The 25,031-nt window shown below is 64.8% G+C and carries 32 protein-coding genes and 1 riboswitch; of the genes, 23 read left to right on the top strand and 9 right to left on the bottom strand.

The genetic code is table 11. The features are described 5' to 3' along the window. Positions 1-12 precede the first annotated feature (12 nt). The 11 genes from QYL93_RS17635 to QYL93_RS17685 are packed head-to-tail and all read left to right on the top strand — an operon-like array spanning position 13 to position 7,428. The gene (locus tag QYL93_RS17635; protein WP_305744854.1) at positions 13-705 is read left to right on the top strand and encodes a hypothetical protein; all 693 of its coding nucleotides are present in this window, start codon (positions 13-15) and stop codon (positions 703-705) included. Further along, positions 702-2,744: a hypothetical protein gene (locus tag QYL93_RS17640; protein ID WP_305744855.1), complete on the top strand. Its 2,043-nt coding sequence runs from the start codon at positions 702-704 to the stop codon at positions 2,742-2,744. The genes QYL93_RS17635 and QYL93_RS17640 overlap by 4 nt, the downstream gene beginning before the upstream one ends. A gap of 3 nt (positions 2,745-2,747) precedes the next feature. Further along, positions 2,748-3,209: a hypothetical protein gene (locus QYL93_RS17645; protein WP_305744856.1), complete on the top strand. Its 462-nt coding sequence runs from the start codon at positions 2,748-2,750 to the stop codon at positions 3,207-3,209. 1 nt (position 3,210) lies between these two features. Continuing rightward, complete coding sequence (locus tag QYL93_RS17650; RefSeq protein ID WP_305744857.1) at positions 3,211-3,525, top strand: hypothetical protein; 315 nt, start codon at positions 3,211-3,213, stop codon at positions 3,523-3,525. Beyond that, on the top strand, positions 3,526-5,109 hold the full coding sequence (locus QYL93_RS17655) for a hypothetical protein (protein WP_305744858.1): 1,584 nt from the start codon (positions 3,526-3,528) through the stop codon (positions 5,107-5,109). Positions 5,110-5,123: 14 nt separating this feature from the next. Further along, positions 5,124-5,564, top strand: coding sequence for a hypothetical protein (locus tag QYL93_RS17660; RefSeq protein ID WP_305744859.1), 441 nt, complete (start codon positions 5,124-5,126; stop codon positions 5,562-5,564). Further along, the gene (locus tag QYL93_RS17665) at positions 5,561-5,869 is read left to right on the top strand and encodes a hypothetical protein (protein WP_305744860.1); all 309 of its coding nucleotides are present in this window, start codon (positions 5,561-5,563) and stop codon (positions 5,867-5,869) included. Before QYL93_RS17660 ends, QYL93_RS17665 begins: the two co-directional genes overlap by 4 nt. Beyond that, positions 5,866-6,177 (top strand): hypothetical protein, encoded by a 312-nt coding sequence (locus QYL93_RS17670; protein ID WP_305744861.1) that lies wholly within the window; start codon positions 5,866-5,868, stop codon positions 6,175-6,177. Before QYL93_RS17665 ends, QYL93_RS17670 begins: the two co-directional genes overlap by 4 nt. Continuing rightward, positions 6,174-6,641, top strand: coding sequence for a lysozyme (locus tag QYL93_RS17675; protein WP_305744862.1), 468 nt, complete (start codon positions 6,174-6,176; stop codon positions 6,639-6,641). The genes QYL93_RS17670 and QYL93_RS17675 overlap by 4 nt, the downstream gene beginning before the upstream one ends. Further along, a complete protein-coding gene (locus QYL93_RS17680) occupies positions 6,638-6,970 on the top strand; it encodes a hypothetical protein (protein ID WP_305744863.1) in 333 nt (110 codons plus the stop codon). Before QYL93_RS17675 ends, QYL93_RS17680 begins: the two co-directional genes overlap by 4 nt. Further along, on the top strand, positions 6,967-7,428 hold the full coding sequence (locus QYL93_RS17685) for a hypothetical protein (RefSeq protein ID WP_305744864.1): 462 nt from the start codon (positions 6,967-6,969) through the stop codon (positions 7,426-7,428). The genes QYL93_RS17680 and QYL93_RS17685 overlap by 4 nt, the downstream gene beginning before the upstream one ends. A 205-nt stretch (positions 7,429-7,633) precedes the next feature. Here QYL93_RS17685 and QYL93_RS17690 read toward each other — a convergent pair whose 3' ends face one another. Both QYL93_RS17690 and QYL93_RS17695 read right to left on the bottom strand, forming a co-directional pair. Further along, on the bottom strand, positions 7,634-7,921 hold the full coding sequence (locus tag QYL93_RS17690) for a phage protein NinX family protein (protein WP_305744865.1): 288 nt from the start codon (positions 7,919-7,921) through the stop codon (positions 7,634-7,636). Then, positions 7,918-8,199 carry a hypothetical protein gene (locus QYL93_RS17695; RefSeq protein ID WP_305744866.1) on the bottom strand — a complete coding sequence of 94 codons (282 nt, stop codon included), beginning with the start codon at positions 8,197-8,199 and terminating at the stop codon, positions 7,918-7,920. The genes QYL93_RS17690 and QYL93_RS17695 overlap by 4 nt, the downstream gene beginning before the upstream one ends. Positions 8,200-8,832: 633 nt before the next feature. On the opposite strand from QYL93_RS17695, the gene QYL93_RS17700 reads away from it, so the two are divergent. The 5 genes from QYL93_RS17700 (at position 8,833) to QYL93_RS17720 (ending at position 12,241) form a co-directional block, all read left to right on the top strand. Continuing rightward, positions 8,833-9,273: a hypothetical protein gene (locus QYL93_RS17700; RefSeq protein WP_305744867.1), complete on the top strand. Its 441-nt coding sequence runs from the start codon at positions 8,833-8,835 to the stop codon at positions 9,271-9,273. Positions 9,274-9,344: 71 nt separating this feature from the next. Beyond that, complete coding sequence (locus QYL93_RS17705; RefSeq protein WP_305744868.1) at positions 9,345-9,770, top strand: hypothetical protein; 426 nt, start codon at positions 9,345-9,347, stop codon at positions 9,768-9,770. A 35-nt stretch (positions 9,771-9,805) separates the two neighbouring features. Next, positions 9,806-10,399 (top strand): hypothetical protein, encoded by a 594-nt coding sequence (locus QYL93_RS17710; RefSeq protein ID WP_305744869.1) that lies wholly within the window; start codon positions 9,806-9,808, stop codon positions 10,397-10,399. Positions 10,400-10,566: 167 nt separating this feature from the next. Next, on the top strand, positions 10,567-11,178 hold the full coding sequence (locus tag QYL93_RS17715) for a hypothetical protein (protein WP_305744870.1): 612 nt from the start codon (positions 10,567-10,569) through the stop codon (positions 11,176-11,178). Further along, positions 11,165-12,241: an XRE family transcriptional regulator gene (locus QYL93_RS17720; RefSeq protein WP_305744871.1), complete on the top strand. Its 1,077-nt coding sequence runs from the start codon at positions 11,165-11,167 to the stop codon at positions 12,239-12,241. Before QYL93_RS17715 ends, QYL93_RS17720 begins: the two co-directional genes overlap by 14 nt. A gap of 36 nt (positions 12,242-12,277) precedes the next feature. On the opposite strand, the gene QYL93_RS17725 is transcribed toward QYL93_RS17720, so the two are convergent. Together QYL93_RS17725 and QYL93_RS17730 are read right to left on the bottom strand one after the other, a co-directional pair. After that, on the bottom strand, positions 12,278-12,577 hold the full coding sequence (locus QYL93_RS17725; RefSeq protein ID WP_305744872.1) for a hypothetical protein: 300 nt from the start codon (positions 12,575-12,577) through the stop codon (positions 12,278-12,280). A 10-nt stretch (positions 12,578-12,587) separates the two neighbouring features. Beyond that, positions 12,588-13,253 carry an SOS response-associated peptidase gene (locus QYL93_RS17730; RefSeq protein WP_305744873.1) on the bottom strand — a complete coding sequence of 222 codons (666 nt, stop codon included), beginning with the start codon at positions 13,251-13,253 and terminating at the stop codon, positions 12,588-12,590. A gap of 228 nt (positions 13,254-13,481) precedes the next feature. Here QYL93_RS17730 and QYL93_RS17735 point away from each other — a divergent pair, with 228 nt between their 5' ends. From QYL93_RS17735 to QYL93_RS17745, 3 genes are all read left to right on the top strand, one after another. Continuing rightward, the gene (locus tag QYL93_RS17735; protein WP_305744874.1) at positions 13,482-13,823 is read left to right on the top strand and encodes a hypothetical protein; all 342 of its coding nucleotides are present in this window, start codon (positions 13,482-13,484) and stop codon (positions 13,821-13,823) included. A 225-nt stretch (positions 13,824-14,048) separates the two neighbouring features. Beyond that, positions 14,049-14,258 (top strand): hypothetical protein, encoded by a 210-nt coding sequence (locus QYL93_RS17740; RefSeq protein ID WP_305744875.1) that lies wholly within the window; start codon positions 14,049-14,051, stop codon positions 14,256-14,258. A gap of 446 nt (positions 14,259-14,704) precedes the next feature. Then, entirely contained in the window at positions 14,705-14,848 is a 144-nt protein-coding gene (locus QYL93_RS17745) for a hypothetical protein (protein ID WP_305744876.1), read from the top strand. Positions 14,849-15,051: 203 nt separating this feature from the next. Here QYL93_RS17745 and QYL93_RS17750 read toward each other — a convergent pair whose 3' ends face one another. Together QYL93_RS17750 and QYL93_RS17755 are read right to left on the bottom strand one after the other, a co-directional pair. Beyond that, a complete protein-coding gene (locus QYL93_RS17750; protein WP_305744877.1) occupies positions 15,052-15,834 on the bottom strand; it encodes an SDR family oxidoreductase in 783 nt (260 codons plus the stop codon). Continuing rightward, entirely contained in the window at positions 15,831-16,157 is a 327-nt protein-coding gene (locus QYL93_RS17755) for a nuclear transport factor 2 family protein (RefSeq protein ID WP_305744878.1), read from the bottom strand. The genes QYL93_RS17750 and QYL93_RS17755 overlap by 4 nt, the downstream gene beginning before the upstream one ends. A gap of 102 nt (positions 16,158-16,259) precedes the next feature. On the opposite strand from QYL93_RS17755, the gene QYL93_RS17760 reads away from it, so the two are divergent. Beyond that, entirely contained in the window at positions 16,260-17,189 is a 930-nt protein-coding gene (locus QYL93_RS17760; RefSeq protein WP_305744879.1) for a LysR family transcriptional regulator, read from the top strand. A 42-nt stretch (positions 17,190-17,231) separates the two neighbouring features. Here the strand turns inward: QYL93_RS17760 and QYL93_RS17765 are convergent, their stop codons facing one another. Then, positions 17,232-17,789, bottom strand: coding sequence for a hypothetical protein (locus QYL93_RS17765; RefSeq protein WP_305744880.1), 558 nt, complete (start codon positions 17,787-17,789; stop codon positions 17,232-17,234). Between the two features lie 197 nt (positions 17,790-17,986). On the opposite strand from QYL93_RS17765, the gene QYL93_RS17770 reads away from it, so the two are divergent. Next, a complete protein-coding gene (locus QYL93_RS17770; RefSeq protein ID WP_370876992.1) occupies positions 17,987-19,186 on the top strand; it encodes a metallophosphoesterase in 1,200 nt (399 codons plus the stop codon). Positions 19,187-19,201: 15 nt separating this feature from the next. On the opposite strand, the gene QYL93_RS17775 is transcribed toward QYL93_RS17770, so the two are convergent. Both QYL93_RS17775 and QYL93_RS17780 read right to left on the bottom strand, forming a co-directional pair. Then, positions 19,202-21,601: a bifunctional diguanylate cyclase/phosphodiesterase gene (locus QYL93_RS17775; protein WP_305744881.1), complete on the bottom strand. Its 2,400-nt coding sequence runs from the start codon at positions 21,599-21,601 to the stop codon at positions 19,202-19,204. A 128-nt stretch (positions 21,602-21,729) separates the two neighbouring features. Further along, positions 21,730-22,104 (bottom strand): YciI family protein, encoded by a 375-nt coding sequence (locus tag QYL93_RS17780; RefSeq protein WP_305744882.1) that lies wholly within the window; start codon positions 22,102-22,104, stop codon positions 21,730-21,732. A 174-nt stretch (positions 22,105-22,278) separates the two neighbouring features. Beyond that, positions 22,279-22,370: riboswitch (TPP riboswitch) on the top strand. An 88-nt stretch (positions 22,371-22,458) separates the two neighbouring features. On the opposite strand from QYL93_RS17780, the gene QYL93_RS17785 reads away from it, so the two are divergent. Then, on the top strand, positions 22,459-23,547 hold the full coding sequence (locus QYL93_RS17785; protein WP_305744883.1) for a long-chain fatty acid--CoA ligase: 1,089 nt from the start codon (positions 22,459-22,461) through the stop codon (positions 23,545-23,547). Continuing rightward, positions 23,544-25,022, top strand: coding sequence for an acyl-CoA reductase (locus tag QYL93_RS17790; protein ID WP_305744884.1), 1,479 nt, complete (start codon positions 23,544-23,546; stop codon positions 25,020-25,022). The genes QYL93_RS17785 and QYL93_RS17790 overlap by 4 nt, the downstream gene beginning before the upstream one ends. Positions 25,023-25,031: the final 9 nt, after the last annotated feature.

Consider the following 25,031-nt stretch of genomic DNA (forward strand, 5'->3'; position numbering starts at 1 on the left):
AGGGGCCGCGGCGTGAACTTCCTGCAACTGGCCCGGGCCGTCAAGCGCGAGAGCGGCTTGTCGGGCGGCCCACCCGCATCCGTCACCACCGCGAGTGGTGACGATGCGCGCGTGTTCGAGTGGGTGAACTGGGCGTGGCGCGATATCGCCCTGGCGCACGAGTCCTGGCTGTTCCGCCGGGGCGAGGCGCTTGGCCAGGCCACAGGGATAACGCTGCCGCCTGGAGCGGCGCTGCCGGGGTTCGCGCTCGCCGACTGGGCCAGCTGGAAACAGCAGAACCCAGAGTACCGCCCCAGCGCCTGGCGCGTGGCCGATGGCCAGGCCTCGGAGCGCGGGTTGCAGTTCCTGCCGTACGACCAGTTCCGTGCGCGCTTTCTGGTCGGTGCGCACTCTCCCGGGCCGTTGCGCTTCTGGAGCATTGCGCCTGGCGGGGAGCTGCTGGTCGGACCCATGCCGGACAGCGCCCACCAGGTGCGCGCTTCCTATGTCCGCGACGTGGTGGACATGACCCTGGATGCCGACGAGCCGCCACTGCCGGCGCGCTTCCACAACCTGATCGCGTGGCGTGCGCTGCGCGAATACGGTGGCTTCGACGCAGCCAGCGAGGTTTACCAGCGGGCGGACCAGAACTACAGCATGGGTTTCTCGGCGCTGGCGCAATCGCAGCTGCCACGGCCCGGCTTTGGCGCGAGGCCCCTGGCATGAGCGACATGCGTATGCCTCCCTTGAAGACCCAGTACTTCCCTCTGGCCGGGGGGCTGGATTCCGAGTCGCCCCAGCTCACGCTGCGGCCTGGGACGGTGATTGGCGCCGTGAACTACGAGAGCTCGGCCCTGGCGGGGTACGAGCGGGTGGGGGGCTACGAGCGCTTCGACGGGCGCGCACGCCCCAGCGATGCGGTCTACAAGTGCATGCAGGCCGCCGTGGCCTTCGCGGGCGTCGTCGTTGGCAACACCGTCACCGGTGCCACGTCTGCCGCCACTGCCCGCGTCATCGCCGTGCGCAGCGCCGCGCAGCTGGTGGTCACCCGTGTCGCCGGCACCTTCGTCGTGGGCGAGACGCTGACCGTGGCCGGCAACCCCGTGGGTGTTTTCAACGGCGACGCATCCGACATCATGGGGGCCGACGACAACACCTTCGCAGCGCTGGCGGCTGAGAGCTACCGCGCGGACATTGGTGCCGTGCCTGGCTCTGGGCCTGTGCGGGGCATCGCCGTATTGAGTGGCGTGCTCTACGCCTGGCGCGACAACGTGGCCGCCACCGCGTGCAACCTCTTCAAGAGCACGGCCGCTGGCTGGGCCCAGGTGTTCCACTACTACGAGCTGGCATTCACCGCTGGCAGTGGCACCGAGCCGGCCGTGGGCGCGAACATCACCAAGGGGGCCGTTTCCGCGATCGTCAAGCGCGTGGTGACGGAATCAGGCACCTGGCAGTCGAACACCGCCAAGGGCCGCTTCATCATCACTGCGCCGAGCGGTGGGGCATTCACGGCCGGGGCGCTGACCGCCGGCGCGACGGCCACGCTGTCCGGCGCCGAGACGGCGATCGCGCAGCTGCCAGGCGGCAGGATCGATGCCGTGGTCTACAACTTCACCGGCAAGGCCGGCGTGCAGCGGATCTATGGCGCGGATGGCGTGAACCGTGGCTTCGAATTCGACGGTGATGTGCTGGTGCCGATCGCCACCGGCATGGCTGCCGACAAGCCCACGCACTGCGTGGCGCACAAGGGGCACCTGTTCTTCAGCTTCGAAGGCTCGGTGCAGCACAGCGCGATCACTGACCCCTATCGCTGGTCGGTGGTGGTGGGCGCTGGGGAGATTGGTGCCGGCGATGTGGTCACAGGCTTTCAGGTTCTGCCTGCAGATGCCGATGGCGGCGCCCTGATGGTGTTTGCCGCGGCGCGCAGCTGGGTTCTGTACGGCAGCTCCAGCGCGGATTGGAAGTTTGTGAACTTCGCCGATGACGTCGGCGCCCAGCGCTGGAGTGTGCAGAACCTGGGCCGCATACTGGTTTTTGACCCGCTGGGAGTGGCCATGGTCAGTGCCACGCAGGCCTTTGGCAACTTCGTGCGGTTGCCGCTGTCGGCGCGCATTCAGCGCCTGCTGAAGTCTCGGCAGGTAGTGGCATCGGTGGTCAACCGGGCCGACAACCGCATGCGGCTTTTCTTCGCCAGCGGCGATGCGCTGAGCATCACGCCTATCCCCACCGATGACGGCAGTACGCTGGCCTTCATGCCGATCAGCTACGGCCGGCCCGTGCGTTGCACGTGTGGGGCCTTGATCGACGGCGTGCACCGCAACTTCTTCGGCAGCGACGACGGCATGGTGTACGAGGCCGACCGTGGCCGCAGTTTCGACGGCGGCGAGATCGTGGGCTACCTCAAGCTGGCCTTCAACCACATCAAGAGCCCGATTGAGAAGAAGCGCTTTCGGCGCGTGGACCTGGAAAGCTCAAACCGCAGCGCCTGCGGCCTGCAGGTCCAGGGCGAATACAGCCTGGGCGATCCCACCATCGGCCTGACCGACGTTGTGGACGTGCAGCAGAACGCTGGCGGCGCCTATTACAGCGTCAGCAACTACAGCCAGAGCTACTACAGCGTGCCCGTCAACACGCTCAACAAGATCCGCCTCGATGGCGTCGGCACCAGCCTGTGCCTCAGCTTCGTGAGTCGATCCAGCATCGAACTGCCCCACACGCTGCAGAGCGTGTCGGTGGTCTACACCCCCCGCCGTCTGGACAGGTAAGCCATGCCCAACCCTTTCTACTCCCGAGTCTTCAACCCACTGCCCGGCCAGCGCGTGGACGAGCAGGTCCTCAAGGACGAGTTCCAGCGCGTGCAGACCGGCTTCGATGGCGTGGCCGCCAAGACCGGTCAGATCGACACCGGCCTGGCGGGCAAGGCCAACCTTGCTGGCGGCAACGCCTTCACGGGTGACCAAGCCATCACCGGAGCCCTGACGGTGACCGGCAGCGCCACCCTGGCCGGCACGGTCACTGCCACCACACCCGTGGCCCCCGGCGACAACAGCCAGCTGCTGGCCAGCACGAACTGGGTGCAGGCGTTCGTGTCGGCATATGCCGGTGGCGCCCTGGGCCTGCCCGTTGCGCCCGTTCAGGCCGCCCCCCTCGCGCTGCTTGTCGTGAACGGCGTCATTCAATGGGCTGCTGTGCCATCGCGCAGCAAGCTCTTCTACGCAGCAGGAGCCTGATATGCCGAACGGAAAACTGGGCGCGGTGGACATCGCCGCTGCCGTCAACACCACGATCTACACGGCCCCGGCGCTGACCACCGGCACCGTAACGGTATCGATGGTCAACCGGGGAGCCGCCGGCACTCTGGTGCGCCTGGCCCTGGCCAGCACTGCCGCCCCCACGGCGGCCGAGTGGCTGGAGTACGACCAGTACCTGCCGAGCGCGGGCGTGCTCGAGCGCAGCGCCATCGTCGTCGGACCCGGGCAGTACCTGGTGGGCTATTCGTCGGTCGGCAGTACGTCGGCCGTGGCTTTCGGATTCGAGGAGCAATAAATGGGACGTCACACGACGAACGCGGCGGCAGCGCTGCATGAACCCCTGGCCGTCACCATCACCGGCGACGCTGTCACCGTGGGCGACTACGTGCGCGTGGAGGCCTCGGGATTCGGCCGCCGGGGCGTGGATGGCCTGTCGCTGGCCACCCAAAACACCGCCGCAGGGGTTACCGCCCTGACAGGGCTGGGAGTTACAGCCCACGTTGCGGCAGCCAACTACAGCGGCCCTCCCGGGCGTCCGCTGGCGGTGCTAGGCAACGGCAATGTTGCGTGCCTCTACACCGGGGACGGCACGACCGCGAGCACCGCGCTGACCTGCCGGGTGTACAGCCCGATCAAGGCCCCAGTGGCGACGGTCGCGGTGTCTGCAGTGGCAAACATCTCCTCTGCCCGGGTGCTCAAGTTGGGGGCAAGCAACTTCGCGGTGTGCTGGTCTGAGAGCGCAACGCTGAAGATGGCGGTCTACAGTAACGCGGGGGCGGTTGTGCTTGCCGCGATCACAATCGCGTCACTCGGCGGCGGCTCGGCCGTTGGGTGGAACGCCACCGCGCTGGTGAACGGCGATCTGGTGGTGACTTATGACAAAACCGCTTCCGGGGGTGTCTTTTTCAGCCGCTACAACGCTTCAGGAGTGTTGCAGGGCGCTGAAACCACCATTGAGGCAGCATCGGCCGGCGCCAACTTCTGCGCGCTGCCGCTGGCGGCCGGCGGGTTCTGGGTCTATTACTACCGGAGCACCTCGACCGCCTATAAGTTCGCCCGGTACAACGCGGCCGGCGTGCTGCAGGGTGCCCTGACCACCGTTTTCACGGGAGCCGCCAACCTCAGCGCCGGCTTTTCAGAAAACTACGCCATCGAGCTGTCAAACGGCAACGTGGCCCTGGTGGATCCGAGCGTGGGCACGGTGTCGGCCGTGCGGCTGTATGACAGCGCCGGCACCCTGTTGACGACCGTCACCAATAACACCGGGCTGGGGGCGGGGGCCGGGCCGAACAACACGATGATTCGCGCCAAGAGTGGCGGCGGGTTCTACATCGCCACGGTTCAAGGGCGAATCGCCTACTACGACAACGGCGGCACCCTGCTGATCGTTTCCGCGACCACCATTAGCCTGGGCGGCGGCGGCACGGTTGGCATGGCGCTTGATCGCCTGGCGACGGGGCCGCTGTTCTATTACACAACGTACGACGGCTCCAGCGTCGGGAGCGTGAACGCCATAGCACTGGATGGCGTGATGGTGGCCGAAGCCACGACCCTCGCCATTCAGGCGACCACCAGCCAGAGCGTAAATCTCTGGGCAGAAATCATGCCCTGCGGCCTGCTCGCGTTCACCTTCTGCAGCGCCCAGGTGACCGGGGTGTCAGCCCATGGGCGCCTGTCGCCGCAAGCCGCATCGGTGCTGGGGCTGGCCATCACGGCCGGCACCGATGGCCAGGCTGTGAGCGTGGCCACTGCCGGCCGCTGGCGCGCCAACCAGACCATGCCGGCTGTCAACTTCGACCGGCGCAGCTCGTCGCCTGTGGGCTGCAAAGCCGCCATCACCGGGGGCACGACTGCCGTGCTGCTCGGTATCGTGGCATGAGCGGGGACACCACCATGTGGCACCTTCAAGATCGCAACGGCAACACCTTGGTGTCGGGCACCGGGCCCGTGGCCTGGAACGCAGAGCGGGGCGGGTGGGAAACCCCCGAGACCTGCTACGCGGACCCCGACCGTCAGATGGTGCTGGCACCGGAGCCTGTGCTGGAAAGCCGGCACATCACCCGCCTGGCATTCCGGAACCGCTTCACCCAGGCCGAGAAGATCGGGCTTGAGCTGGCGGCTCTGGACAAGCCGGCGGGCACCATGCCCGAGCGCACCCAAGCCGCTGCGCTGCGTACCTACCTGGAGGATGCGGCAGCTGCCACCTTCGTGGACCTGGCGCGCACCGACACCCGGGCGGGCGTGCAGTTTCTGGAGACGGCTGGACTTCTCGCGGCCGGGCGCGCGCTGCAGATCCTGGACACACCCATCCTGCCCACGGAGCGGCCGCTATGAACTGGGACCTTCTCAAAGCCTGGGGCGTGCAGGTGTTCATCGGCTTCGACCAGTTCTGCAACACCCTGATCCCGCCGCTGGACGGGACCATCGGCTATGCCGATGAAACCCTGTCCGCGCGCAGCTACCGCGCGCACCGCGACGGCAAATTCTTCGGTCGGCTCTCGATGCCCGTCATTGACCTGTTGTTTATCTGGCAGGGCCCCCGCCACTGCTACCGCGCGTACCTCAAGGAATACGACCGCGCCAACTCCCCGGCCGAGTACCGCGACCGCCCACGCCCCACGGAAAGCCCTGACGCATGAACGACAGCATCGACCAAGCCACAGCGGAGAGCATCGCGCGCCAGTTCACCGAGGGTGCCGACCGCATGACCCGCATCGAGGACGATCTTTCGTCGGTGCGCGCAGAGCTCAAGACCAACACCGAAGCCACCCAGGCTGTGGCCTCCAACACGGCCGAACTCGTGGAGATGTTCCAGGCGATGAAGGGAGCCTTCAAGGTCTTCAACTGGATCGGCAGCCTGGCCAAGCCCATGGCCTATGTCATCGGGCTGGGGACGGCCATCGTTGGCATGTGGGCGGCCATCAAGACGGGGATCCATCCGAAATGACACCCCGCCAACAACTCGCCGCCAAGATCGGCGCCGGCGCCCTGGCCCTGGCCACGCCCCTGGTGATCCTGCACGAGGGCTGGGTGCCCAGCACCTATCGCGACCCGATCGGGATCGTGACGGCCTGCGTGGGCCACACCGGGCCCGAGCTGCAAATGGGCCAAACGTTCACACGCGAGCAGTGCGACGAGATGCTGGTGGGCGACCTGCTCAAGCACGCCGATGCGCTGGACTGCGTGACGCAACCGCTGACCACGCCGCAAAAAGCCGCGCTGCTGTCCTTCGCCTTCAACGTGGGCAACGGCCAGTTCTGCCGATCCACGCTGGTGCGCAAGGCCAACGCGGGCGACATGCGCGGCGCGTGCGCGGAGCTGAACCGCTGGACGATGGCTGGCGGCCGTGAGCTGCCAGGCCTGGTGAAACGCCGCGCCGCGGAGCGCGCCCTGTGCGAAAGGTCCGAATGATCGACGTCCTGATCCTCGCCGGCCTGCTGCACATCACAGCGCCGGCCACGCCCGCCCCAGAGCAGTACCTGGCCACGGCCTACGCACTGCCAGGCCAGCAGCTGCAGTGGCGCGGCCGTGACAACTGGGTGGCCCCGCATCTGTGCTTTGAACGCTGCGGCACGGTGGCCGGCCAGCCCAACGTGCTGCTGGCCGGCGGGCTGAGCCTGCAGGATGCCGCCGACGTGCAGCTCACCGTGTGGCGCCTGGACGGCGACCACTGGGTGCAGGTCATGCACTGCGCGCAGTTCTTCGGCACGCCGTACTGCGGCCCCTGGGGGCAGCGGTGATCTGGACCCACCTCGCCGCATGGCTGCTGGGCGCAGTCATCGCTGCCACTACCGCCTGGCAGGTCCAGGACTGGCGCATGGGCGAGCAGATCGCCGACCTGAACCTTGCCCACGCCACCGCTCTCGCCCAGGCCCAGGCCAAAGCCCTGGCGACCGAGCGCGCCATCACCACCCACTACCAAGGAGCCCTGAATGAAGCACGCACCCGTGAAGCAGCCCTGCAGCGTGATGTTGGCCGCGCTCGCGCTGAGTCTGACGGCCTGCGCGACCAAGCCGCCGACGCAGCCCGTCGCATCGCCACAGCTGCCCCCGCCGCCGTCGCTGAGTACGCCAATACCGTCACTGAGCTATTCGGAGAGTGCAGCCGCAGTTATCAAGAGCTGGCGCACCAGGCTGACCGCCACAGTGCTGATGTCCGAACCCTCCAGCAAGCCTGGCCAGTGATCGCTGGCCCCTGATTTGTTGCCCGCCATGGCGCGCGGCGCTTGTGGCGTGCACGATGCTTATCGCCAAAAAATAAGCCCCGCATCTTTCGAGGAGGGGCCTACTGGTCCATATGGGTGGGGTGAGGTTGGGTACTCACTCATGCCGAAGCGCGTCACCACCCATCGAACACTTCCGGCTCGACTGAGCCAGCGGTGCGATTTTATGGCAGAAGTCAGCCTAACCCTCGTCGGGCACCTCGGTCCCGATCTTGTAGACCACCAGCGCCCGCATGGCGGCCTGCAGCGGCGTCATCCCTTCCTGGTAGCGCGGGTTGCCCGTGAGCGACACGACGGCAGCGCACCAGATCCAGCCCTTGCCGGGCATGGGCGAGAGCATCACGCGCTCCTTTTCAAGCAAAGGGCCTGCTACCGCCCAGTCGCTGGAGTAGGCCGGCCCGGGCGGCAGGCCAATGGCCTTAGCCACCCAACGGTCAAGGGCCTTGCCGGCCAGGTCGGAGGTCTTCATGCCGTGGCGGCTGGCTGCTGCAAGGGTGTCTCCACCCCGTCCACACCGATCATCACGCCGGGGGTGTTGATGTCGTGCTCAATCAGAACGCCCATGAATTTCTCTCCCGCCAAAGGCTTCGGCCCCTTGCTTGGCTGGCCGGTGCTGACGGTGGCGCGCATGTCGTTCAGCGCCTGGTGCTGGTCCGGCGTGAGGATGACTTTCTGCGGGTATTTCTTGTCGTGGGCTGCCCAATGGGCGGACAGCGCCTGCTGGATTGATGAGTAGATGTGGGCCATGCCGGGCATTGTCGCAGGGCACATGCCCCTGGGCGCCCCGCCTGGATTTGGGGAGATTTTCCGGGGAGATTACCGGGGAATCAGGGGGAAAAGAGGGGCAGGCCTCGTGACTCCGCTCCAATAGAGCGTTGATCTACAAGGCCCCGCAACTTGGTTCGAGTCCAATCGCGCCTACCAAGGTTCCTTCTGAAGAGACCAGCTTCAGAGATTGACGGAATCTTGAAGAGGACTGCAAACAAGCAGTCTTGGAAAAAGCAAACAGCCACCTTCGGGTGGCTTTTTTGTTTGCGCGTCGCTTCCCGCTTGGCGCGCTCGTGGTTATCGCGGGCCCCGCCAGCACACTCCGCCGTACGCTTGGAACAGCATTTTTGCGTTCTTGAGTCCCTGACCGGCCCGGCATGCCGAGCGAGCTGCTGCTGCCTGGTGCTCATCCCTGGATGCAGCAGCGCGCGGCGCCCCTGGTTTGTCTATCACCCTTAGAGGTGCAAACAAATTGATACACCAGCGTGTACCATCGGTGGCGAGGGAAACCCATGATTCGCGCCGTCGCAAGTGGGGCACGCGGCATTGCAATTGAGGCCGAACCGAAATTAGGCGACGCACAGCGCCCTGACTGCGCAGCAGGAGAACTCAATGCTCAAGAAAATAGCGGCCCTCGCGGCCATGCTCGTAGCAGGCGCAGCACAAGCTGCGGGGCAATACGACGGCATTTACTTCAACCCTAGCAGCAGCTCCTATTTTTCCGTCCATACCAACGGAAACTCGATGATTGCAGTGGGCCTGTCTGCTGTCCCGGCCAACAACCTTCAGTTCACAACCGCGCTAGGCGTTGTTCGGGTGAATTCAGTCGCGACGTGGGAGGTGGCCACTGGGGGCATCGCGGGCAACAATGCGATCCTTCTCGGCACGAATCTCTACGGTGCCTGCGATATCACCTATGACATCGATTTCGTACCGGGTGCAGCCATCGTTCGCATTGCCGGTGCCATTCAATCCGCCGTCGGCCGGCAAAGCGGGATCAACTGCGGGGCGCTGACCTCGACGCCTGTGCTGACGCTGCCGAAGGCATTCTGAGGGTTCATGCCATGGGGGCGGCTCAGGATCTATACGCACCCACCCAGAGTGGCTAGAACGAGGAGAGAGGGATGAGGAAACTTGTCATCGTCGCGGCCTGCGTTTTCGCTGTGTCCGGATGCGTCCAGGCGCCGAGCATTCAGCCTGTGGCCGCAATGCGGTCGCCTTTGCCGACTACCCCCGCCCCCTCCGATGCGGAGGCTCTCGCAGCCCTTCAGGCGCAACTTGAGCGGACCTTGAAGGACCCCGACAGCATCAAGCAGTTTCGACTGCTGACCAGCCCGACGTGGGCGACCTGGCGCGGCACAGGCAATTGGGTGCACGCCATAGATGGCGGGTGGCTGGTCTGCTACGAGCTCAATGCCAAGAACAGCTATGGCGTGTACGTCGGTATGCGCACGCAGGGGGTTGTCTTCCACGTCAACGCTGGCCGCCTGATCCCCATCAAGGAAGTCGAGTGGGGTTCGATTGAGCCCACTTGCCCGGTTCAAGGCTAACCGACACCCCAGAGTGACTGAACAAGGAGGGGGAGATGGAGATCTCGCAAGGGGGATTCGTGAGCGCCCTTCTTGGCGCCTTTGGTGGAGGCGCCGTCATCGTGCTGGCATTGTCTGCCTGGCTCGGCAAATTATGGGCGGACCGTCTGATGGCATCAGAACAGGCAGCGCATGCCGAGAGGCTCAAGGGACTGGAGGCGAACCTGCGCCACCAGGTGGATGCGAGCTTAGCGCTTGTGAAAACGCAGTTGGACCTCCAGCGTGGCAAACACGAGAAGGCGCATGCAGACAAGCTTGCTTGCTATGACGCCGCCGTTCACCGGATGGCCAAGTTGTTTGAAGCTATGAATGGGATCGCCGCCAATCCAACAGCAGGCCAGATCTTTGCCGAGGCCTTCGCAGAGTTCGAAGCGTTTCGCTTTGAGATCTATGGACGGATGGCCTTGGTTGCCCCGCAGCCTGTGCTAGACGCCTACGATGCTCTGGTGAATCACCTTCTTGATGGCCTGGAAACACGAGGTGTACCAGACGTATTCAAGACTCGCCAACTCTCACTCAACTGGATCAACGCTGCACGGCTTGATCTGGGCGTGGACCCCGCGCCGATTGAGTTTCGAGGGCCGCGCTGACGGCCGCCCTGTTCTGGCTGGGTCGTTGAAGCCTTGGGAGTAGCGAAAACAGCCGCCGGACTCCCACAAAGCTGCGTAAGGAATAATTTTTGGAATAATTTGTCGTTGATTTTGTAGTTCTGACCCATAATGGCGTCACCTCAGCTACCGGCGCCGCCATCAACGTCATGCCATTCGCTCAAGAATCTCAGGTTTCCTCTGTGCTGCGCCCTTTGTATGGGGATCTCGTCTCGCTCGTGCAGCGAGCCCACAGCGACTGGATGCAAGGTCCCTTTGCGCGCACGATGCAAGATCCCAAGGTCAGGGCAAATGTCATCTGGAACCAGTTCCTCTACTACGCCAAAGCTCACTTTGAGGGTTCGGGCCTGGTGCGTGTGGAGAACAAGGCCAACTGCCAGGGTCTGCTGGTCGGCACCAGTTTTTTCGTTCGCATGAAAAAGGGCACTAGCCAGCTGCTGTCTCGCAACTACCCTACCCAGGCGGCGCTGGACTTCAACGACGCCTCTGTCGACCTTTTTGACGGTGTAGCCAGGCTGGAGCTGATTTACACGTTGGACGATCTTGGCACCGCCATTGACAAGGTGGTCTTGGCCCAACGTCATCGCTCCAAGATTTTGTGGGCTATCGATCTGCTGGGCGGCGCCGAGGATCATGGTCAAACGGTGATTTCTCTGCCGGTTGCTCCTGTGGATGGTGGAACCCCCGCAGAGCGCGTGCTCAAGCCGAAGAAATTTGCACAAAAGATCAAGAAGACTGGAAGCGGCGATGGCTCTGCGTGATAAAGGCTTCCGGCCTGAGATGGTCGGCCTGCGCCGCCGCATGGTTGGTTTGAGTCAAGCTGACTTGGAGGCAGTCACGGGATTTTCCCAGGGACTCATCTCCAAGGTAGAGCAAGGGTTGAAGGAGCCCAGCGCAGAGCAACTGGAGAAATTCGCTGCGGCACTTGATTGCCTGCCATCCTTTTTCTATCAGGCTGAACGAGAGTACGGTCCGCCTATTAGTGCACATCCGATGTACAGGAAGAAGGCGTCAGTTGGCCAAAAAGTGCTGGACAAGGTGATTGCTGAACTGAGCGTTCGCCTTGGGCATGCACGTGTCCTTCTTCAGTCGGTAGATGTGGAGCCGGAATTGCCGCTGCCTCAATATGACTCTGACGAGTTTGCGGGGCAGATCGAGGAGGTGGCTGGGATGGTTCGGCGCGCATGGTACATGCCGCATGGCCCTGTGCGCTCCCTTGTGGAATATGTTGAGCGTGCTGGCATTCTGGTGATCTTCACAGAAATGGAAGCCGCCCGAATAGATGGTGCGAGCTACCAAGTAGCTGGTATGCCACCGGTCATCTTCTTGAACAAGAACATGCCTGCGGACAGAATGCGATTCAGCCTGGCGCACGAATTGGGGCACATCGTGATGCACAGAATTCCGTCTCCAGATATGGAGCAACAGGCCGACGAGTTTGCCGCCGCCTTGCTCATGCCGAAAGAGGATATCGCATCGGAACTTACTGGATTCACACTGGCGAAAGCTGCTCAATTGAAGCCGTACTGGAAGGTGTCAATGGGCGCTCTGATAGTGCGGGCTAAGACTATTGGAAAGATTGATGCCGGGACCTATTCGTGGCTCTGGCGGCAAATGGCCATAAAGGGTTACAGGACGAGAGAACCCGCAAATCTGGAGTTCTCCGCAGAAAGGCCAAGTCTCACCGCAGCACTGTTTTCGAACCTCAGCGACAACATGGGATACAGCCCGCAGGATCTTGAGCACATGCTGCACCTTCGCTATTCCGAATTGTCAGCCATGTACGATCTTCGCCCCTCCGCTGGACTGAGGCGAGTGAAGTGATGGAGAGCCCGCCTCGCGCGGGCTTTTTCTCGCTCGTCAGTGCGGCAGCGGCGCCTGCTTGTCCAGGATGATCAGCCGCAGGTCCGGGCCGCACAGGTCCTGCACGACAGCGCATGCCTCCAGCCATGTGGTGGCGGCCTTGCCCACGTCGGCGAAGAAGTTGTGGACGCCACCTGGAGCGACTGGCTTGAACGGCCTGGTGCCCACGGCGGCGCATTCCTCAACCGTCACGCCATAGTGCGCCAGCACCGCGTCGGCCGAGGCAAGGGCGCGCTGGCGCACGTCCTCTGGCAGCCTGCCTGTGGGGTCGTCGATTGCGAGGGTGTGCTCGGCCATGGCGTGCTCCTCAATCCTCGGCGGCCCCTGCAGCGAACACTTCCACGGGCGCCAGGCGCAGGAGGGCCTGTGCCCCTTCCATAGTGCCGGCCAGCCAAGCGTCCACGTCGCCGGCCTCAATGGGGATCACGCTGCGCTTGTCCTGCTCGGCTGGGCCCACCTTCGGGTCGGGTTTGTGCATGCGGGACATCAGCGGGTGCGCGTCGGCGTTCAGGGTGAGCATGGTGTAGCTCTCGTGCACCTCGCCCGTGCCCTTGTCGGTCCAGGTGCTCCACAGGCCTGCCAAGCCCCAGGGGTGGCCGTCTGAGCGAGCGAAGCGCCACCACACGTTCTTGCCGCTCTCCCAGTTGGGTTCATCGAAGTTGGCCGCCGGGATGATGCAGCGCTGCGCGCGTGCCCATGGCAGCTTGTAGCTGGCCTTATCCGCCAGTTCCTCGCTGCGTGCGTTGTTGGTCGGGTACTTCAGCTTGGGCTCCTTGGCGAACCAGGGGATCAGGCCCCACTGGCCAACCACCAGCTCGCGCGAATACCCGGCATCGTCGCGCGCTCGGCGGATGAATGCGCCCTGGCCGCGCGGGAACAGCACCTTGTCGAACAGCTTGGGCTGGTTGCGGGCGCCAATATTCCACTCGCGCTCGATATCGAGCTCCTCTGCAGACACATACCTGTTGCACATCTCGGCTCCAGATGGTTGACAGGAACTGCGGGGAATTCCGCACTCCTGAAAGGGGAGCGCCCATCGTAGGCCCCTGCTCGCGGCGCGCCAGTAGGAGAGAACCTAAGGTGCGAATACTACTCCTAAGCTGGCAAAACACTGTAAATTCGTACAGTGCTTTTGTATGTTTTCAGGATGAGATCCGGCGGTCACCGCATTGCAGGCTCCGACCCGGTGCTACGCCAAGCCGTGCACGGCTGGCTGCTTTACAAGCGCACGCCTGCCGATGACTACGGCCCGCGCTGGGAGGCGCATCTGCTCGACAGGCCAAACGGCAAAGCGCTGATGCTGCCATTGTTCCGGGCGCGATTTGCGCGGGTGGATGGAGTGCTTCATATCGTGGGTACAGAGGAGGGCGGCCGCACCAATACGAAGGCAAGGCCCAGCCTCTGGAAGCAGTCATGGCTGGCTGCGCAAGATCCGGCGGATGCGCTGCCCTTCCTCGACAAGGTGAGCCTCTCTAGCGCTACAGGTTTCAGCCCCGAAGCAGACCACCTCGACGACGACCCCTATGCCCCGCTCTATCTGTGAGCCCTTGCCGGCTCTGCTGCGCATGCCGCCCTTGCCCCGCGCCAAGCCGCGCGGGCGGATCTGGTGGCCGCTTGAGCAAGCGCTGCCGCTGCCGGTGGACAGCTACGAAATCGAGGCCGGGGAATTCATCTGGCGTGTTCGAGAAATCTCCACGAGATGCACTGTGTATTTGGGGCCGGGCCCAGTGCATCTCGTCCAGTCAACCGCCCCGTTTTGAGATGCCTCATGTCCAATCTGTTTCAACCGCCTGCCGTCCTGCGCACGCCCACCTGGTACGGTGGCCCGCCCGACGAATCGCCGCTTTTGTTCCCTGCAGAAGACTACAGGGTGGAGCACCGTGCCGGGCGCTCAACCGTACGCATCATCGTCTCCGGTGCCCTGATATACGACGGCATCGGCCCGGTGGAAATCTCCCCCTCCGATGTTCCGTTTTGACGGATATGGAGATCCCCAACGGAATCCTGGCCCGAGTGCGTGGCGAGGACATCTCTGCTGGCAACAAGTAACTGCCTGACCCTGTGCACGCCACTGTCGGCAGCACCATTGCCGAGGTGAACGGCCTTCACCGGGGCCCCATCCAGATCGTGTAGCACCGCCGCGTGCAGCGCAGCGGACGCAACCGCTTTCCCTATTGGGTCGCCGTGCGCGCATGGGAGGTCGACCGCCTGGCCCCAGAAAGGCTTTAGCGGCATACTTTTTCTCGCAACATCATCAAGGTCGAGCCCGTACATGACCGCAGCCGCTCATGGACGGGCGCGAGGAGCTGGGCACCTTCGACACCATCAGCATCAGCGCGGCAGCTCCCGGACTTTTTCACGCCCACCTCCTACGGCCCAGCGCCTCGACAGGGCGCCCAATGTTTCTTTCAACAGGAGCGCACCATGGCCACCGACCCCAAAGACCACCCCCTGCACCAAGTGCCCGACAACCTGCCCCGGCCGCCGGGCGACCTGCCGCCCAGCACGGAGCAGCCAGCCCGCCCCAACGAGCCGTTGGACCCGAGCGCGCCAGACACTGCGCCTTGACTGGACGCTCGCGCCGCTATCATTGCATGGCTAGGCAGCGGCCCTGCCAGGCCTTCACGCACAGCCGATTTTTCGGTTTCAGCGGACTAGCGTATTTCCGAATCGATCTGCGTCGACCTCCACAGTCGTAGAGCAGGAAAGCCCCAATCAGTCTGGACTGGGGCCCCTTTCGAAAGACTTGCTGGCCGACCAAGTCGACGGTTTTAAACAGTGGGAACCGTCCCGCCATCGATCACATGCTCTGAACCCGCCACCGATGCCGCGCGCGGCGACACAAGGAAGGTGATCAGGTCTGCGACCTCCTGCGGCCTTGCGGGCCGGCCGACGGGGATTCCGCCGAGCCAGTCCATCACCATCTTCTTGCCGCCCTCGTAGTCGGTGCCCGCCTGGGCTGCCATTCGCTCTGCGAACACCACCGAAGCCTCGGTCTCGATCCAGCCTGGCGAGACGCGCAGCACCCGAACTCCCTTGGGCGTGACCTCCTTCGACAAGGATTTGCTGTAGGTCGAAAGGGCCCCCTTCGCTGCGGCGTAGGCGGTGGTCGACTCCGGCAGCGGAAGCACGCGCTGGATCGAGGTCACGTGCAGGATGACGCCTGCGCCCTGTGCCAACATGGCGGGCAGCAGTGCCCGGTCAAGACGAACCGCAGACATGAGGTTCAGGTTCAGCTCACTGAACCACATTGCGTCATCGAGGGCCGCAAAACCACCCGCTGGCGCGTTGGAGCCGCCGAGGGAATTGATCACGATGTCCACGCCGCCCCAGCGTTCGGTGACGGCGCGCGCAAGCTGTGCCACGCCTTCTGCGGTGGTCAGGTCGGTCTGGACATACGCCACACCCTCCAGCGGCTTGTCAGGCGCAGAGCGCGCAGTGGTCATCACCTGCACGCCCGCATCCTGCAGGCTCTGGACGAGGGCCGCGCCCAAACCCTTGGTGCCGCCCGTTACCACGGCACGCTTGCCTTGAAGTTGGAGGTCGAAGCTCATGCCTTGATCTCCAGCGATGCGATCAGCCCGCGTTCAAGGCGAAAGCGGTACGACAGGTCGATAGGGCTGCCTGGAAAGTTGCCCGTCACCTTTGCCTGGACGACCTGACAACCGTCCTCACGCTCCAACGCGAACGGCACGGTTGTAGCGCTGTACTTGGCAGATGCCTCGGCCATAAAGGCCTTGATGGCATCGACGCCCGTGTACGTGTGGCCCTCGTCCTTCATGACGGCTTGCGCAGTGAAGCAGCGCGCCAGGGCCTCGGGCTTGTGTTCGGCCGCAAAGTACGCGGCGATGGGTTCGGGAAGGGTCAAGGCGTTCATGTCGATGGCTCCATGGGGTTGATGAAGGCCTGAGGATGCGCGCCGGGGTCAATTTAGGGAATATCCTAGAATCCGCATGGGCTGTGTAGAAAGGAATACATAATGCGCGGGTTCGAATTCGCTGAGCTGAAAGCCTTCGCTGCCGTGGTCGAACGCAAGAGTTTTGCCCGGGCGGCGGAGCATCTGGGCCTGTCGCCTTCTGCGCTCAGCCAGACCATACGGCAGCTTGAAAGCCGGATTGGCACGCGCCTTCTCAATCGCACCACACGCAGCGTTGCGCCGTCGGCCAGTGGCGAGCAGCTCTATGGGCGCATCGCCCCGCTGTTTCGCGAAATGGATGCTGCAGTGGCCGAAGCCAGTGAAGCCGCAGGACAGACCACGGGCACGCTGCGCATCAACACGCTGGGGATCGCAGCTAGAACCATCATTGCGCCCAGGCTGTCACGCTTTCATCAGGCGTACCCTGACGTAGTGCTCGACATCGTGGTCGACGACGCGCTGGCCGATATCGTCGTGGGCCGCTTCGACGCGGGCATCCGTGTGGGTGGGCGGGTTGAGAAGGACATGATTGCCGTGCGCCTCACACCCGACCTGGACATGGTTGCCGTGGCGTCCCCCGTCTACCTTGCGGCCCGGGGCACACCCAGAACACCCGCCGATCTGCACAGCCACGCCTGCATCAACTGGCGGCTCCAGATGGACGGCAGGCACTACCACTGGGAGTTCGAGAAAAAGGGGCAACGGCTTGAAGTGGCGGTGGACGGCCCCGTCGTCACCAACCATGCCGACATTGGCGTTGCTGCTGCGCTCAATGGGCTCGGCATTGCCTACCACTTCGAGCGAGACGGCGTGGGTGAGCTCCTGGCCCAGGGCAGGTTGATCCAGGTGCTGGCGGACTGGTCGATCTCGCGCCCGGGGCTGTTCCTGTATTACCCGAACAGGCAACATCGACCAGCCCTTCTCAGTGCTTTCATCGACTGCCTGCTGGACAAGGACCTGGAAGCGGCCCCGCGCAAGCCGCAGATCGCCTGAAGAGGCTGTTGAGCTTTGCAAAAAAATCTGACCGGTGAGCGCTCACACGGGCAAGGTGTCCAGCATGCTGCGGTTGACCCGCAGGTGCTCCTCGATCTGGGTGATTCGGGCGTCAATGGCTGCCGTGGCTTCGCGGCCGTTGTCCACGGGCAGCCAGGCTCTTGTGTAGACCCAGATCGGAGCGGCAATCAAGGCAGCCAGCCAGGCGTATGCAAGGACGGTCCCCATGACTCCATCGATGTCAGGGATGGTGAGCAGACCGAGAACGAAAACCACGCCGAAGGTGATCTGCGCGTAAGTGCGGCGGGCCCGCTTGGCGCTTTCCAGCTTCGCCTTGGCTGCCAGGAGGATGCCAGCCCTGACCAGCTCTGCCTCGGTGAGTTCCTTGGTCAGGCGCGGTATGGCCAGTTCTGCTGCGGTACGGGCCGTTGCGCGCTGCACGGCCTTCAGGTCGGTCTCGGTTTTTGGTGCCGGGATGGCGACGCCAGAGCGCTCGATGATCTGCGCGGTCCCGCAGTAGTCGCACGTAAAGTACCCAAGATCCCCCTCGATCTCGAGGGGGGCCGTACAGCTTGCGCAGGACAGTTTCAGCAAACGCACGCAGGTCTCCTATTCTTCAGTCCGTCAGGGGCCCAATCCCATGGCGGTGACTGAATGAATGTAATCGGACTTGGTGATCTTTGAGAGGTGGTCGCGTCACCCAAACCGGTGACCACGGTGCCCACCGGACCGCTCTGGAACATCGATAAATAACAGCAAACGCACCTCCATCGCCACGGGGCTGGATATCCCGTGGTATGCCCGCATCTACCGACTTCTGCGGCCCCGCCGCGCCACCCCTGCCCGCCATGCCGCTGCGCCCCCTGACCATCCTGACAACCCTTCTGCACCTGTACATCGGCCTGCGCCTGGTGGGGGCGCTTGCTGCGTGGACTGGTGCCGGGCCCGCACTCGCGATGGCGTTGCTGGTCTCGGCCATCGCATTGCCGATGCCCTTCCAGCACCGCTCCGGCCGCCGTGGCGCGGCCAGCCCCGCATGGACCTGGCTGGGCCTGCTGGCCATGGGCTGGTTCTCATCGCTCTTCTTGCTCACGCTGCTGCGGGACCTGGTGCTGGCCGGTGCGTGGGCCGGCGGCTGGATGCAGGAGGAAGGCGTTGCGGCACGGGCCGACAGTGCGGCAGCGGTGGTGGTGCTTGCCACGCTGGCATCCCTGCTCGGTTTCTGGAATGCGCGCCGCACGGCTGGTGTGCGTCGCGTGGATGTGGCGTTGGCCGGGCTGCCTGCGGCGCTGCATGGCTTCACCATCGTGCAGCTCAGCGACCTGCATGTGGGGCCCACCATCCGGCGCGGCTATATCGCGCGCATCGTGAGCCGCGTGAATGCGCTGAAGGCCGATGCCATTGCCATCACGGGCGACCTGGTGGACGGCAGTGTGGCGGAGCTGCGCGAGCACATTGCGCCGTTGGCCGACCTGCAGGCGCGCCACGGCAGCTTTGTGGTGACGGGCAACCACGAGTACTACGCTGGCGCGCTCCCGTGGATTGCAGAGCTGCGCAGGCTGGGGCTGCAGGTGCTGCTCAACGAGCATGCGGTGCTGCGGCCGGCTGCGGGGCAGGGCGATGGCGATGCGTTGGTGCTGGGCGGCGTGACCGACTTCACTGCCGGGCACTTCGATGCCAGCCACGCCAGCGATCCGCAGCGCGCACTGCTTGGCGCGCCACCCGAGGCCCTGACCCGCGTGCTGCTGGCGCACCAGCCGCGCAGTGCGCCGGCCGCTGCGCAAGCGGGGTTCTTGCTGCAGTTGTCGGGCCACACGCATGGCGGGCAGTTCTGGCCGTGGAACCTGTTCGTGCCGCTGCAGAACCCCTTCGTGGCAGGGCTGCACCGGCTGCAGACGATGTGGGTCTATGTGAGCCGAGGCACGGGCTACTGGGGGCCGCCGATGCGGCTGGGGGCGCCTTCGGAGATCACGCTGATCAGGTTGGTGCTGGCCTGAGGGCAAGCGCCTGCTTCATCCGGCATGGCCCTCTGTGCGAACGGCTGCCGAGGCCACGCACTCAGGCGGCGGCTCCCACGCCCGCATCCACCCCATCAGATCCTGCAGCGGCATGGGCCTGGCAATGCCATAGCCCTGCAGGCCATCGCACCCCAGGTCGCGCAGCGCCTGGGCGTGCGCCAGGGTTTCCACGCCTTCGGCGATCACGCTCCGGTTGAAGGCGTGGGCCAGGCTGACGATGCCGCGCACCAGGGTGCGGTCGCGCTCGTTGTCCAGCATGTCCCGCACGAAGGACTGGTCGATCTTCACGGTGTGGGCGGGCAGGCGCTGCAGGTAGGTGAGCGAAGAGTAGCCCGTGCCGAAATCATCGATGGAGCACCGGATGCCCAGCTCGCTCAGGCCCTGCATGACATAGGCCACGGCAGACAGGTCGTTGAAGGTTTCGGTTTCCAGCAGTTCGACCTCCAGAAACTGCGGGGGCAGGGCGGGGTACTGTCTGAGCAGTTGGGCGGCTTGCAGCTGAAAGCGGCTGTCGATGAGGGTGGATACGGTGATGTTGATGCTCAGCGGCAGCGGGTTGCCCTGGGATGCCAGGGTGTGCCCGGCCTGGAAGGCGGCGTCCAGCACCCAGTAGTCCAGCTTGTTGGCCACCGGGGTGCCCACGATGTCTTCCAGAAACGCACCCGGCGCCAACAGCCCCCGTTCGGGGTGGCGCCACCGGATCAGGCACTCGGCACCGATGACCTGGCCGTCGGAAATCCGCACCTTGGGCTGAAAGAACAGCTCCATCTCGCCTTGCAGCAATGCGTCTTCGACCAGCTTGGCGGTGTGCCTGCGCGCCTGCACCCGTTGGCCTTGCTGAACGTCGAACACCACGATGCGGTCTTTGCCCTGTTCCTTGGCGGCGTACAGGGCCAGGTCCGCGTGGCGCAGCAGGCCGTCGGCGTCGGCCAGGTCGTCGGGGAAGAAGGTGACCCCTGCGCTGCAGGTCAGGCGCAGGGCGATGCCATCGAGCGTTGCGGTCTGCGCAAGTGCCAGGCGCAAGCCTTCCAGCTGCTGCAGTGCGGCATCGGTGTGCGCGCAGTTCTTCAGCACGACGGCGAATTCATCGCCTCCAACGCGCCCGATGAGGCTCTCGGTACCCGCCTCTTTTCTGAGGCGCTGTGCAAAGACCCGAAGAAAGCGGTCCGCCATGGGCTGGCCCCATTGGTCGTTGAGGTCCTTGAACTGGTCGATGTCCAGCAGGCACATCGCCAGTAAGCTGTCGGTCTGCACGCCACTTTGCAAGAAGGCATTGAATTCTTTGGTGAACAGGCGCCGGCTTGAAAGGCCGGTCAGGGCGTCGTAGTTGCCAAACTGCTGTAGCACCTGCTCCAGATGCCGTTGCTCGGTCACGTCCTTGCCGACCGAGACCCACTTGCGCACCACGCCGTCGGGGTCCCGGATGCCTTCGATGGTGACTTCGGAGACGAAGTCTTCGCCGTTCTTGCGGCGCCGGATCAGCTCGCCGTGCCATCGACCCCCGCGCTCGATGGCGTGCGCCACCCGGCGCAAAAATGCGGCCTGGCCGCCCTCGTCGATGCGCAGAACGGCCGATGATTTACCGATCAGCTCATCGCGCGAATAGCCCAGCACATGGACGTACGCGGGGTTGACATCCAGCACCGTGCCGTCCGGCTGCACGATGGCGATGGTGTCCTTGCTGTTGACGAACACGCTGGCGGCCTGGCGCGCTTCGGCGAGCATGTTTTTCAAGGTCTCGGCCGTCTGTGCCAGGGCCTCTTCGCGCTGGTTCAGCTTCTGCGTGTTGTCCAGCAGAAAACCCAGCAGAACGGTGCCGATGGGGTAGACCACCAGCACAGCCAGCCAGGACCGTGCGGTGACCGCCCGTGCGATCTCTGGCGGCAAGGTCTGAATGGCCAGCATGCCGCCAGCAGCAAGGCTGAAGCCAAGCCCCACCAGCCAGAGTCCGTCGGACAGGGTACCAAGGCGGAGGGTAGAAAAGAATGGCCTGTAGCGCTGCCAGAGCCAGCCGATGGCGGTGGTCAGTGCGATGCCGACCATGGCGGGGCCGCTGCCGATACCGCCCAGGCTGAGCCGGTAGGTGCCCAATACAGCCGCGCACAGCAAGGCGCCCGGGGGCGACAGGTAGGCCCCGGCAAGACCGGTCATCACCAGCCGGGTGTCGACGATCACGCCCTCGGCCAGGCGCAGGGGCACCAGCATGGTCAGGATGCCGGTCACGCCGAACATGAGCCCCGTGACCCAGGGCAGCCATCTGCGCCGCCTCGCCACGACGGCCGGGTCGGGGTGGCGCTGGCCGCTGATGACGATGCTGTACAGCGCCGCCAGAAACGACAGCAGCCCGGCATTGATTCCCATGTCCTGAATCAAAGACGTTGTGTCGATGTTCATGGCGCCTTCTGGAGCGATTGTCCAGACATCATAGGCAAAGAAGGCTCGGATGGGGCGTTATCTCGCGGCCCCTCGCACCAAGGCGGAGGCCGAGGGGCAGTACCCGGTATGCGGGCTGGGGGGCAGGCTCAGGTGGCGGCCAGGAAGAAATCCATGGGAATCAGCTCGACGCCCCAGCCGCCCGCCTCACCCAGCGTAGCAGCCGGATGCATGGAGGCAAGTTGCACCGCCTCTTCACGGCTGTCCGCCTCGATGATGAACAGGCCGCCCACCATCTCCTTGGACTCGGTGAAAGGCCCGTCGCTGATCTGCGCCTTGCCAGCGCGTGGGCGCAGGCTGACCCAGTCCTTGGCGTCCCCGAGCGACGCGGACACCAGCACCTTGCCCGTGGCGCGCATCTTCTCGTCCAGGGCGGGGCACTGGCCCACCAGGGCCTGCACATCGGCGGGCGCCATGCAGGCGAATTTTTCAGGGGCGAAGTAGGCGAGGCCGAGGTATTTCATGGACCAATCCTTGGGTAGTGGTGGCGGATGCCTTCACGACGAAGCGGACCACCAGAAATCGACAGGGTGCGCAAAAAAGCATGCTGCGCTGCAAGAATACGCCGGTGCTGGGGCAGGGCGCATGGGGCTTGCCGGGCCGCATGGCCCGATTGGGCTGCAGCAGGTTAAAATCGCGCCATCGCTCCGGGGTGCACGCAAGTGCTGAGATCCACACCCGAGAACTTGAACCGGGTAATTCCGGCGGAAGAAGAGCTTTCACCCCTCCCGATGCGGGCGCATTTTGCTGCGCTGTGCCGTCGATGTGCAGGGTGACCTCGGAGCATCCTGTCAAAGACAACACAAGGACGCTCGCTCATGGACAAGGTCACTCCGCTGGTGGCAGACCTGCTCGAATTCATCGCGATGGATGGCTGCACGGACGAGCAGTTCGACCAGATGGCCCTGCGCCTGTTCGCGCACCAGTTCGCGGCCAACCAGCCGTTCCAGAGTTTTTGCCGGCTGCGCGGCGCTAACCTGCGCAGCGTGAAGTCGTGGGCGGACATTCCAGCCGTGCCCATCGACGCCTTCAAGGCCATGCCGCTGCGCTGCGAGCCGCCGGCCGCAGGCGACCGCATCTTCATGACCAGCGGCACCACGCGCGGCGGCAGCACGCGCGGGCAGCACTTTCACCCGCTGCTCGATGTGTACGACCTGTCGATGACCCGCAACTTCGCGCAGCGCTTCATGCGCGGCGCGCAGCGCATGCCCATGGGCATCCTGTTCCCCGACGAGGTGGCGATGCCCAATTCCTCGCTGGCGCACTACCTGGATCTGGCCAAGTCGGCTTTCGGCAGCAGTGGCGCCAGCCAGACCTTCGTCACGCCGCAGGGCATGGACCTCGACGGGCTGTGGGCCGCGCTGGCCGCTGCCGAGCGCAGCGGCGAGCCCTATGCGCTGCTGGGCGCGAGTTTCAGCTTCGTGCATGTGATCGACGCCCTGCGCCAGCAGGGCAAGGCCTTTAAGCTGCCGCCGGGCAGCCGCATCCTGGACACCGGCGGCTACAAGGGGCAGTCGCGCGAGCTGCCGCTCGATGCCTTCTACAGCGAGCTGTCGCAGGCGCTCGGCGTGCCGCGCACGCACTGCATCAACATGTATGGCATGACGGAGCTGAGCACCCAGTTCTACGACGATGGCAATGCATCGGTGCCGTCGGTCAAGTCGGGGCCGCACTGGATCCGTTCGCGCCTGGTCGACCCGGTTACGGGGCGCACGGTGCCTGCGGGCGAGCGCGGCATTCTGGTGCACTGCGACTTGGCCAACTTCAATTCGGTCACCACCATCCTCACGGAAGATGTGGGCCTGGAGGCCGAGGGCGGATTTCTGCTGCTGGGCCGGGCCGAGGGCGTTGAGGCCAAGGGTTGCTCGCTGGCGGTCGAGGAGTTTGTGCGGGCCACTGCGGCATGACCACGGCGCCCCACCGCATCCAGGCAGGCTACCTGCCGGGGCTGCACGCTGCCGAGGTCGATTGGCAGGTGCTGCGCTTTGTGCAGGGCGACCAGGCGCTCGAAGTCGAGGTGCCGGTGCTGTCCGCGGCGCAGATGGATGCGCTCGCAGCGCGCGTGCGGCACGCCAGCGCCAGGCACCTGAAAACCATGGCGGTGTCGGAGATCATTGCCGTCATCGACCAGGCCATCGCCCGCCTGCTGGACCGGAGCGACCCCTACCGCCAGCAGGCCGAGGCGTATCTGCCCGTGGTCAGCGGCTATGACCGCGACATGGTGCGGCTGGGGCTCACCGGCTTCTTCAAGACCTTTCGCGCAGCGCAACTGCACCGCTTTGTGGCTGAGGATTTTGCCAACCCCAAGGTGCTCGACTGCTTCCAGCCCACGCCCAAGGGCGGCGCGGTGCGCGCCTTCGGCCCCGATCTGCTGGTGCACAACTGGGCCGGCAACGTGCCCGCGCTGGCGCTGTGGAGCATGGTCTGCGGCCTGCTGGTCAAGGCCGGCAACATCGGCAAGCTGCCGAGTGCCGAGCCCCTGTTCGCCGGCTGGTTCGCAAACCTGCTGGCCGAGGTGCACCCGCCCATCGCCGATTGTTTTGCGGTCGTCTGGTGGCGCGGCGCAGGCGACGACGGCGCCTCTGCCCTCTATGCCCAGGCCGACACGGTGCTGGCCTATGGCGGCAACGAGGCGCTGGACGCGATCCGGCAGCGCCTGCCGGTCACCACGCGGTTTTTGCCCCACGGGCACAAGCTGGGCTTTGGTGTCGTCAGCGCCACGGCGCTCGATACGCTGAAGGCGCCCGCCCTGGCGCGGCTGGCCGCGTGGGATGTGATGCGCTACGACCAGCAGGGCTGCTATTCGCCGCATATCTTTTATGTGCAGCGGGGCGGGGCGGTGTCGCCGCGTGCCTTTGCTGGCTACCTGGCCGGCGAGCTGGCCAACCTGCACCGGCGCTTTCCGCGCCGGCCGCTGCCGGTCGAGGATTCCGCCGCCGTGGCCAAGTGGCAGCAGGGGGTGGAATGGAAGGCGCTGTCTGCCTCGGCGACTGAATCTGCCGTTCAGCTGATCGGCCCGCCCTCGGCCGCGTGGAGCGTGGCCTACAGCGACACGCTGCAGCTCCTGGCGCCCACCGCGATGCAGCGCACCATCCAGGTGGTGGGCGTGGACGCGCTCGACGATGTGGTGCCCGTGGTGGCGCCGCACAGCCGGTTTCTGCAGACCGCAGGCATCGCCGCTGCGCCGGCCGAGCTGTACCGCTTGGCCGGGCTGCTGGGCGCGGTGGGGGTCACGCGCATCAGCGCCATCGGTGCCATGAGCGCGCCCGAGGCCGGCTGGCACCACGATGGCCGCTTCAATCTGCTCGACCTGGTGCGCATGACCGAGATCGAGCAGTCCGCCGAGTTGGCGGCCGAACCACTGGCCCCTTATGCGGATTGAGTGCACGCC

The organism is Acidovorax sp. A1169, assembly GCF_030704685.1.
Classification (GTDB): domain Bacteria; phylum Pseudomonadota; class Gammaproteobacteria; order Burkholderiales; family Burkholderiaceae_C; genus Acidovorax.

Coding starts and splice junctions, on each gene's coding strand:
- QYL93_RS17705 (WP_305744868.1), top strand. CDS start 9,345: ATGAGGAAACTTGTCATCGTCGCGGCCTGCGTTTTCGCTGTGTCCGGA.
- QYL93_RS17715 (WP_305744870.1), top strand. CDS start 10,567: ATGCCATTCGCTCAAGAATCTCAGGTTTCCTCTGTGCTGCGCCCTTTG.
- QYL93_RS17745 (WP_305744876.1), top strand. CDS start 14,705: ATGGCCACCGACCCCAAAGACCACCCCCTGCACCAAGTGCCCGACAAC.
- QYL93_RS17720 (WP_305744871.1), top strand. CDS start 11,165: ATGGCTCTGCGTGATAAAGGCTTCCGGCCTGAGATGGTCGGCCTGCGC.
- QYL93_RS17770 (WP_370876992.1), top strand. CDS start 17,987: ATGCCCGCATCTACCGACTTCTGCGGCCCCGCCGCGCCACCCCTGCCC.
- QYL93_RS17640 (WP_305744855.1), top strand. CDS start 702: ATGAGCGACATGCGTATGCCTCCCTTGAAGACCCAGTACTTCCCTCTG.
- QYL93_RS17645 (WP_305744856.1), top strand. CDS start 2,748: ATGCCCAACCCTTTCTACTCCCGAGTCTTCAACCCACTGCCCGGCCAG.
- QYL93_RS17725 (WP_305744872.1), bottom strand. CDS start 12,577: ATGGCCGAGCACACCCTCGCAATCGACGACCCCACAGGCAGGCTGCCA.
- QYL93_RS17780 (WP_305744882.1), bottom strand. CDS start 22,104: ATGAAATACCTCGGCCTCGCCTACTTCGCCCCTGAAAAATTCGCCTGC.
- QYL93_RS17755 (WP_305744878.1), bottom strand. CDS start 16,157: ATGAACGCCTTGACCCTTCCCGAACCCATCGCCGCGTACTTTGCGGCC.
- QYL93_RS17695 (WP_305744866.1), bottom strand. CDS start 8,199: ATGGCCCACATCTACTCATCAATCCAGCAGGCGCTGTCCGCCCATTGG.
- QYL93_RS17710 (WP_305744869.1), top strand. CDS start 9,806: ATGGAGATCTCGCAAGGGGGATTCGTGAGCGCCCTTCTTGGCGCCTTT.
- QYL93_RS17790 (WP_305744884.1), top strand. CDS start 23,544: ATGACCACGGCGCCCCACCGCATCCAGGCAGGCTACCTGCCGGGGCTG.
- QYL93_RS17675 (WP_305744862.1), top strand. CDS start 6,174: ATGACACCCCGCCAACAACTCGCCGCCAAGATCGGCGCCGGCGCCCTG.
- QYL93_RS17655 (WP_305744858.1), top strand. CDS start 3,526: ATGGGACGTCACACGACGAACGCGGCGGCAGCGCTGCATGAACCCCTG.
- QYL93_RS17680 (WP_305744863.1), top strand. CDS start 6,638: ATGATCGACGTCCTGATCCTCGCCGGCCTGCTGCACATCACAGCGCCG.
- QYL93_RS17775 (WP_305744881.1), bottom strand. CDS start 21,601: ATGAACATCGACACAACGTCTTTGATTCAGGACATGGGAATCAATGCC.
- QYL93_RS17730 (WP_305744873.1), bottom strand. CDS start 13,253: ATGTGCAACAGGTATGTGTCTGCAGAGGAGCTCGATATCGAGCGCGAG.
- QYL93_RS17785 (WP_305744883.1), top strand. CDS start 22,459: ATGGACAAGGTCACTCCGCTGGTGGCAGACCTGCTCGAATTCATCGCG.
- QYL93_RS17650 (WP_305744857.1), top strand. CDS start 3,211: ATGCCGAACGGAAAACTGGGCGCGGTGGACATCGCCGCTGCCGTCAAC.
- QYL93_RS17700 (WP_305744867.1), top strand. CDS start 8,833: ATGCTCAAGAAAATAGCGGCCCTCGCGGCCATGCTCGTAGCAGGCGCA.
- QYL93_RS17750 (WP_305744877.1), bottom strand. CDS start 15,834: ATGAGCTTCGACCTCCAACTTCAAGGCAAGCGTGCCGTGGTAACGGGC.
- QYL93_RS17670 (WP_305744861.1), top strand. CDS start 5,866: ATGAACGACAGCATCGACCAAGCCACAGCGGAGAGCATCGCGCGCCAG.
- QYL93_RS17760 (WP_305744879.1), top strand. CDS start 16,260: ATGCGCGGGTTCGAATTCGCTGAGCTGAAAGCCTTCGCTGCCGTGGTC.
- QYL93_RS17690 (WP_305744865.1), bottom strand. CDS start 7,921: ATGAAGACCTCCGACCTGGCCGGCAAGGCCCTTGACCGTTGGGTGGCT.
- QYL93_RS17660 (WP_305744859.1), top strand. CDS start 5,124: ATGTGGCACCTTCAAGATCGCAACGGCAACACCTTGGTGTCGGGCACC.
- QYL93_RS17740 (WP_305744875.1), top strand. CDS start 14,049: ATGTCCAATCTGTTTCAACCGCCTGCCGTCCTGCGCACGCCCACCTGG.
- QYL93_RS17665 (WP_305744860.1), top strand. CDS start 5,561: ATGAACTGGGACCTTCTCAAAGCCTGGGGCGTGCAGGTGTTCATCGGC.